A 6837-nucleotide genomic window follows, 5' to 3' on the forward strand; every position below is an offset into this window, starting at 1 on the left:
CGCCGACGGCCGCATCGTCGACGAACTCCACCAGCCCACCGCCGACACCGTCCTGGACCGCATGCGCCGCTTCGACGCCAAGGGCCGCACCAGCTAGTCCGGCGCAGCAGTCGCAGCCCGCTCACCGACCTTCCCAGGACACCCCATGTATCGCACCGCACTGCGCAACGTGCTGGCCCACAAGGGCCGGCTGCTGATGACGGCCCTGGCCGTCATGCTCGGCACCGCCTTCGTGGCCGGCACCATGGTCTTCTCCGACACCTTCGGCAAGGCCATGCGGGACAGCAACTCCAAGAGCTACTCGGACGTCTCGGTCCAGGTGGTGGACCGCGCGGCCGGCTCCAACGCCTCCGCCCGGCAGAAGAGCGAGGGCGGCTCCGCCACCCTCACCGACGCCACCGTCCAGCAGCTGGCCGCCCTGCCGGGCACCGCCGGCGCCCGCGGCGTGGTCAGCGGCTTCACCGGCGTGGCCGACAAGAAGGGCAACCTGATCGGCCAGGTCTGGGCCGCCAAGGGCGCCAACTTCGCACCCGGCCAGGACGGCAAGGACCCGCGCTACCCGATGGCCGAGGGCCAGGGCCCGAAGGCCGCCAAGGAGGTCGCGCTCGACCGCAAGACCGCCGACAAGGCGGGCTACAAGGTCGGCGACACCGTCCGGGTCGCCGCCAACGGACCGGTGATCGAGGCGAAGCTCACCGGGATCTTCACCACCGACGACCCGGTGGTGAACACCGGCGGCTCGCTCACCCTGTTCGACCGGGCCACCGCCCAGCAGACCCTGCTGGAGCCCGGCCGCTACAGCAGCGTCGTGCTCACCGCCAAGCCCGGCACCAGCCAGGACGCGCTGCTCGCCCAGGCCCAGCCCGTGGTGCCCTCCGGCCACCAGTTCGACATCGAGACCGGCGCCAAGCTCAAGGCCGACGAGCAGGAGATGATCACCAGGAGCACCAGCAGCATGCGCACGATGCTCCTGGTCTTCGCCTTCATCTCGCTCTTCGTCGGCATCTTCATCATCGCCAACACCTTCACCATGCTGGTCGCCCAGCGCACCAAGGAGCTGGCCCTGATGCGGGCCATCGGTGCCAGCCGCAAGCAGGTCACCCGGTCCGTGCTGATCGAGGCGCTGCTGATCGGCACCGTCTCCGCCGTGGCCGGTCTGGTCGCCGGCATCGGGATCGGCGCCGGGATGCAGTCGCTGATCGGCGCGATGAACGAGAACATGCCGAACGGCTCGCTGGTGATCAAGCCGCTCACCGTCGTGGTGACGGTCGTGGTCGGCGTCCTGGTGACGGTCACGTCGGCCCTGCTGCCCGCCATGCGCGCCTCCCGGATCGCCCCGGTGGCCGCGATGAGCAGCGGCGACCAGCCGGTCTCCCAGAAGAGCCTGGTGGTCCGCAACACGATCGGCTCGGTGCTCGCCGGCGGCGGCCTCGCCCTGATCGGCTACGGCGCCTCCACCGGCAACGACAGCGGCCGGCTGCCGGTCGGCCTGGGCGCCTTCCTGGCCCTGATCGGCGTGTTCGTCCTGCTGCCGCTGCTCTCCCGTCCGGTGGTCGCGCTGGTCGGCCCGCTGCTGCGGCTCGGCGGCACCCCGGGCAGGCTCGCCCAGCGGAACGCGGTGCGCAACCCGCGCCGCACCGCGGCCACCGCCGCCGCGCTGACCATCGGTCTGACCCTGGTCACCGGGCTCACCGTGATCGGCGCCTCGGTCAACGACACCATCGACCGGGCCGTCACCGGCTCGATGAAGGCCGACTTCATCGTCGGGGCCGCCAACGGCATGAGCCTGTCCGCGCAGGTGCCCGCCCAGATCGCCAAGGCCCCCGGGGTGGCCGCCTCCTCGGCGATGACGACCGCGTACTGGGAGCTCGACGGCACCAGCAGGACGGTCAACGGCCTGGACGCCGCCGTCCTGGACCAGCTCGCCGACGTCGAGCTGACCAGCGGCTCCACCGCCGGCTTCGGCCAGGGCCAGCTGCTGCTCGACGAGGACGCCGCCAAGAAGCTGAACGTCACCACCGGCTCGGTGCTGACCGTGGCCTACCCGGACGAGTCCACCGGCAAGGTCACCGTCGGCGGTGTGTACAAGACCGGCGGCATGCTCGGCCCGGTCATGCTGGCCAACAGCGAGATCGCCAAGCACGAGCCGAAGCCGTACATCTCCGACGTCCTGGTCAAGGGCAAGGACGGCGCCACCGACGGCCTCAAGCAGGCCCTGAAGGACGCCACCGGCGCCAACCCGGTGATCGAGGTGAAGTCCAAGCAGGACGTCCGGGACGAGTTCAGCCAGACCATCACCTTCGCGCTGAACCTGATGTACGGCCTGCTGGGGATGGCGGTCCTGATCGCGATCCTGGGCGTGGTCAACACGCTGGCGATGTCGGTCTTCGAGCGCAAGCGCGAGATCGGGATGCTGCGGGCGATCGGCCTGGACCGCGGCGGCATCAAGCGGATGGTCCGTCTGGAGTCCGTGGTGATCTCGCTGTTCGGCGCCGGCATCGGCCTGCTGCTCGGCTGCTTCATCGCCTGGGCGATCAACGGCACCCTGAAGTCCAGCCTCTCCGGCCTGACCACGGTCCTGCCGTTCGGCCAGCTGGCGCTGTTCCTGGCGCTGGCCGGGGTGGTCGGCCTGGTGGCCGCGATCTGGCCGGCCCGCCGGGCGTCCAAGCTGGACATCCTGGAGAGCATCAAGACCGACTGACCGGTCCCGCAACGAGAGAGGTCCCCTGCCGGAGGGTTCGGCAGGGGACCTTCTACTTCTGTACTCCGCCCGGTCGCACGGCCGGCTGAGCACCACGGAGGTCGTGGTCCGGCAACGCTGCCGGGCGGAGAGCCTCCGACTCATACCCCGGTGCTCCCACACCGGGGTCTCAGTCGCTTACTTGCTGGCGAGTTCCTTGTCGGCGGCCGGCTTGGCGGCCTCGACGGGCTTGGTGGGCGGAGTGACCTCCTGGATGGGAAGCTGCGGCTTCTCCATCTGGGCGAGGCCGACCATCTCGCGCTTGAGGAACATCGCGAGGGTCCAGTCGGTGAAGACGCGGACCTTGCGGTTGAAGGTCGGCACCATCGCACCGTGGTACAGGCGGTGGAACCACCAGGCCGGACGGCCCTTCAGCTTGTACTTGCCGAAGAGGATCGCCACGCCCTTGTGCAGGCCGAGACCGGCGACCGCACCCAGGTTCTTGTGCTTGTACTCCTTCTGCGGGAAGCCGCGCATGCCGGAGATCACGTTGTCGCCGAGGACGACGGCCTGACGGCTGGCGTGCTGGGCGTTCGGCGGGCACCAGGCGCCCTCGCCCGCGGCGAGGTCCGGCACCTGGGCGTTGTCGCCGGCGGACCAGACGTAGTCGAAGCCCTGGACCTGGAGGGTCGGCGCGGTGTCGACGTGGCCGCGCGGGCCCAGCGGCAGGCCGAAGTTGGCCAGCACCGGGTTCGGCTTCACGCCGGCCGTCCACACGATGGTGGAGGCGTCCATCTCCATGCCGTTCTTCAGCATGACGTGGCCGTCGACGCAGGAGTCCATCGAGGTCTCGATGTAGACCTCGATGTTGCGCTCCTCGAGCTTCTCCTTGGTCCACAGACCGAGGTCCGGGCCCATCTCGGGGAGGATGCGGTTGGCCGCCTCGACCACCACGAAGCGCATGTCCTCGCGGCTGACGGTCTTGTACAGCTTGGCCGCGTCGCGGGCCATGTCCTCGACCTCGGCGACGGTCTCGATGCCGGCGAAGCCGCCACCGATCACCACGAAGGTCAGCGCCTTGCGGCGGATGTCCTCGTCCGTGGTGGACTCGGCCTTGTCGAGCTGGGCCATGACGTGGTTGCGGAGGCCGATGGCCTCCTCGACCGTCTTCATGCCGAGGCCGTTCTCCGCCAGACCCGGGATCGGGAAGGTGCGGGAGACCGAGCCGGTCGCGACGACCAGGTACTCGAAGGGCAGCTCGTAGCTGTCACCGGCCGCGGGCTGGATGGTGGCAACCTTGCGGGCGTGGTCGATGCCGGTGACGGACCCGGTCAGCACCTCCGCCTTCTTCAGGGTGCTGCGCAGCGGCGCGATGAGGTTGCGAGGCGCGACACTGCCGCCGGCCGCCTCGGGGAGGAAGGGCAGGTACGTCATGTACGACCGCGGGTCGACGACCGTGACGGTCGCTTCGCCGTAACGCATCTTCTTGAGGATGCGCATCGCGGCATACAGGCCGACGTAACCACCGCCGACAATGAGGATGCGAGGACGCTCCGTGGTGCTCATATCCGAAAGTATCCAGCACCGTCCGGAGCAGCCTTCGTGAGCCCGGTCACAAGTTGACGGACCCCCCGTGCTACACTGCGCGGCCGCAAAACCAGGCCCGGCGCGGTGACCCCCACCCCTGGGCGGCCCCGCGCGAACGCACGGCGGAGCACCACCGGCCTGAGCAGCAACGATCCGCACAACGCCCGGGTTCCCGCACGTGATTTCGATTTTCAAACCTCAAACGAGGCCTGACCTGCGATCCCATGGGCCACCCGGCCGACGGGCCTTCGGTCCCACATTTCGGACGTAGTGGGCGGGCCGGTGCGGCGAATGGCCGGATCCCCATGTGAAGAAATTCACGAACTTTCCCACCCGCGCTCGGGCGCGCCCCGGCCCCGGCCCCCCGAAAGGGGTGCCGGGGCCGGTCGGGTAAGCCCCGCACGGGGTCAGGAGGCGATACCGAAGGCGATTCCGTCCAGGATGTCGTGCTCGCTCACGACCACCTCGGCGGCGCCGGTGCGCTCCATGATCTCCAGCAGTTCCAGCGCCCCGGCCGCGATCACGTCCACCCGGCCCGGGTGCATCGACGGGATGGCCGCGCGCTCGGCGTGGGTGGCGGCCAGCAGCTCCCGGGCGATCCCGGCGACCCGCTCCCGGCTGATCCGCGAGTGGTGGATCGCCGCCGAGTCGTAGCCGGGCAGGCCCTGGGCGATCGCCGACACCGTGGTGACCGTCCCGGCCAGGCCCACCAGGGTGGCCGCGCCGGTCAGCGGGACGACCTCCTCGGCCCGGTCCAGCTCGGCCCGCACGTGCGCCCGGGCGGCCTCGACCTGCGCCTCGGAGGGCAGCTCGGCGTCGCCGAAGTACCGCTCGGTGAGCCGCACGCAGCCGATGTCCACCGAGCGCGCCGCCTGCACGTCGTCCGTGCCGAGCACGAACTCGGTGGAGCCGCCGCCGAGGTCGAACACCAGGTACGGGCCGGGGAGCTGACCGCCGGTCAGCTCCTTGGTGGCGCCCACGAAGGACAGCCGTGCCTCCTCCTCGCCGCTCACCACCTCGGGCTCGACGCCCAGGATGTCGCGCACGCCCTTGACGTACTCGTCGCTGTTCTCGGCGTCCCGGGAGGCGCTGGTGGCGACGAAGCGGACCCGCTCGGGGCCGACCCCGAAACCGGAGATGATCGCCTGGTACTCCCGGCAGGCCGCGAAGGTGCGGGCCAGCGCGTCCGGGTGCAGCCGGCCGGTCCGGTCCACGCCCTGGCCCAGCCGGTTGACGATCATCCGGCGGTCCAGGTCGGTGATCTCCCCGGTCTCCGGGTCGAGGTCGGCGACCAGCAGGCGGATCGAGTTGGTGCCGCAGTCGATCGCGGCCACCCGGGTCGCGCTCACTCGGACTCCCGCTCCGCCGCGGCGTCCTCGGCGGCCCGCTTCTTCGCGGCGCGCTCGGCGGCCTTCTGCTGCTTGGCGGCGATCACGGCCTCGTGGTCCTGCTCCTTGGCGCGGTTGCGGGCGACCCGCTCACCGGCCGCCTCGACCTCGGCCGGGGAGACGCACGGGCCCTTGGCCCACCAGTCCTCCAGCATGCCGATCGCCTCGTCGCCGAGCGGGTTGACGCCCTCGCCGGCCGCCAGCGAGTGGCCGACCAGCACGTGCAGGCACTTCACCCGGTCCGGCATGCCGCCGGCGCTCGGGAAGCCCTCCAGCACCTCGATCGCGTCGCGCCGGGCGATGTAGTCCTCGTGCGCCTTCTGGTAGGCGGCGGCCAGCTCCGGGTCCTCGGCGAGCCGGGCGCTCTGGTCCTTCATCACGCCCTCCGCCTCCAGGGTGCCGATCAGCGAGGCGGCCTTGGGGCAGGTCAGGTAGTAGAGCGTGGGGAACGGCGTGCCGTCCGGCAGCCGGGGAGCCGTCTCCACGACGTCCGGGTTGCCGCAGGGGCAGCGGTGCGCCACGCCGCGCAGGCCGCGCGGCACCCGGCCGAGCTGGGCGGCGATGGCCGCGACGTCGGCGTCGGAGACGGTGGGGTGGTTCTCAGTGGTCATGGGGGGAGGTGTCTCCAACGGGGGACGGTGGGAGGGGAAGGGGGGTGGCGGGGGCCGCCGCGGCGGTGTCGGCGGCGTCCACCGAGTCCCAGATGCTGGCGTACCAGGGCTTGGCGGCCTTCGCCTGGCCGGCGGCGCCGCCGGGCGCCGCGTTCGGCCCGGAGGCGGCCCCGCCCGCGGACGAGGAGGTCCTGGCGGAGGCCTGGCCGGCCGGGTCCACCGCGATGTACGGGGTCTCCCCCGGCACCGCGTAGTGCAGCCGGGCGCGAGCCTGCGCCTTGACGTACTCCGGGTCCTGCCAGCGGGCCTTCTCCCGGCGCAGCTGCTCGACCTGCTGGCGCGCGTGGTCGGCCTTCGCCCGCTGGGCGGAGATCTCGGCGCGCTGGGAGATGAACTGCCGCGTCGGGTAGGCGAGGATCGCCACCAGCGAGCAGAGCACCAGGACGAGGACGGTCGCCCGGCTCGTGAACCGGGGCCGGGCCGCCAAGCCCGGGATCCTCCAGCCAGCCATCTCCCGTATCCCCTCCTGGTCGCGACGGTGCCCCGCCGTCCACCCTACGGGGTGAACGGC

At 71.3% G+C, this 6837-nt stretch carries 5 protein-coding genes and 1 pseudogene; 2 read left to right on the forward strand and 4 right to left on the reverse strand.

All coding sequences use genetic code 11. The features are described from left to right. Window positions 1–97 (forward strand): annotated as a pseudogene (locus tag ACFU7Z_RS33475) (ABC transporter ATP-binding protein); the annotation flags it as partial. Between the two features lie 48 nt (window positions 98–145). Beyond that, a complete protein-coding gene (locus ACFU7Z_RS33480; RefSeq protein WP_380781680.1) occupies window positions 146–2701 on the forward strand; it encodes an ABC transporter permease in 2556 nt (851 codons plus the stop codon). 177 nt (window positions 2702–2878) lie between these two features. Here the strand turns inward: ACFU7Z_RS33480 and ACFU7Z_RS33485 are convergent, their stop codons facing one another. From ACFU7Z_RS33485 to ACFU7Z_RS33500, 4 genes are all read right to left on the reverse strand, one after another. Further along, entirely contained in the window at window positions 2879–4246 is a 1368-nt protein-coding gene (locus ACFU7Z_RS33485; protein ID WP_049651966.1) for an NAD(P)/FAD-dependent oxidoreductase, read from the reverse strand. 428 nt (window positions 4247–4674) lie between these two features. Continuing rightward, window positions 4675–5616, reverse strand: coding sequence for an exopolyphosphatase (locus ACFU7Z_RS33490; RefSeq protein ID WP_380781682.1), 942 nt, complete (start codon window positions 5614–5616; stop codon window positions 4675–4677). Next, window positions 5613–6284, reverse strand: a complete 672-nt coding sequence (locus ACFU7Z_RS33495; protein ID WP_079271855.1) for a DUF501 domain-containing protein — start codon at window positions 6282–6284, stop codon at window positions 5613–5615. Before ACFU7Z_RS33495 ends, ACFU7Z_RS33490 begins: the two co-directional genes overlap by 4 nt. Next, window positions 6256–6777 carry a septum formation initiator family protein gene (locus tag ACFU7Z_RS33500; RefSeq protein ID WP_079271918.1) on the reverse strand — a complete coding sequence of 174 codons (522 nt, stop codon included), beginning with the start codon at window positions 6775–6777 and terminating at the stop codon, window positions 6256–6258. The genes ACFU7Z_RS33495 and ACFU7Z_RS33500 overlap by 29 nt, the downstream gene beginning before the upstream one ends. Between the last annotated feature and the right edge of the window lie 60 nt (window positions 6778–6837).

Origin of the sequence: Kitasatospora sp. NPDC057518, from assembly GCF_042802075.1 — a bacterium.
GTDB lineage: Bacteria > Actinomycetota > Actinomycetes > Streptomycetales > Streptomycetaceae > Kitasatospora.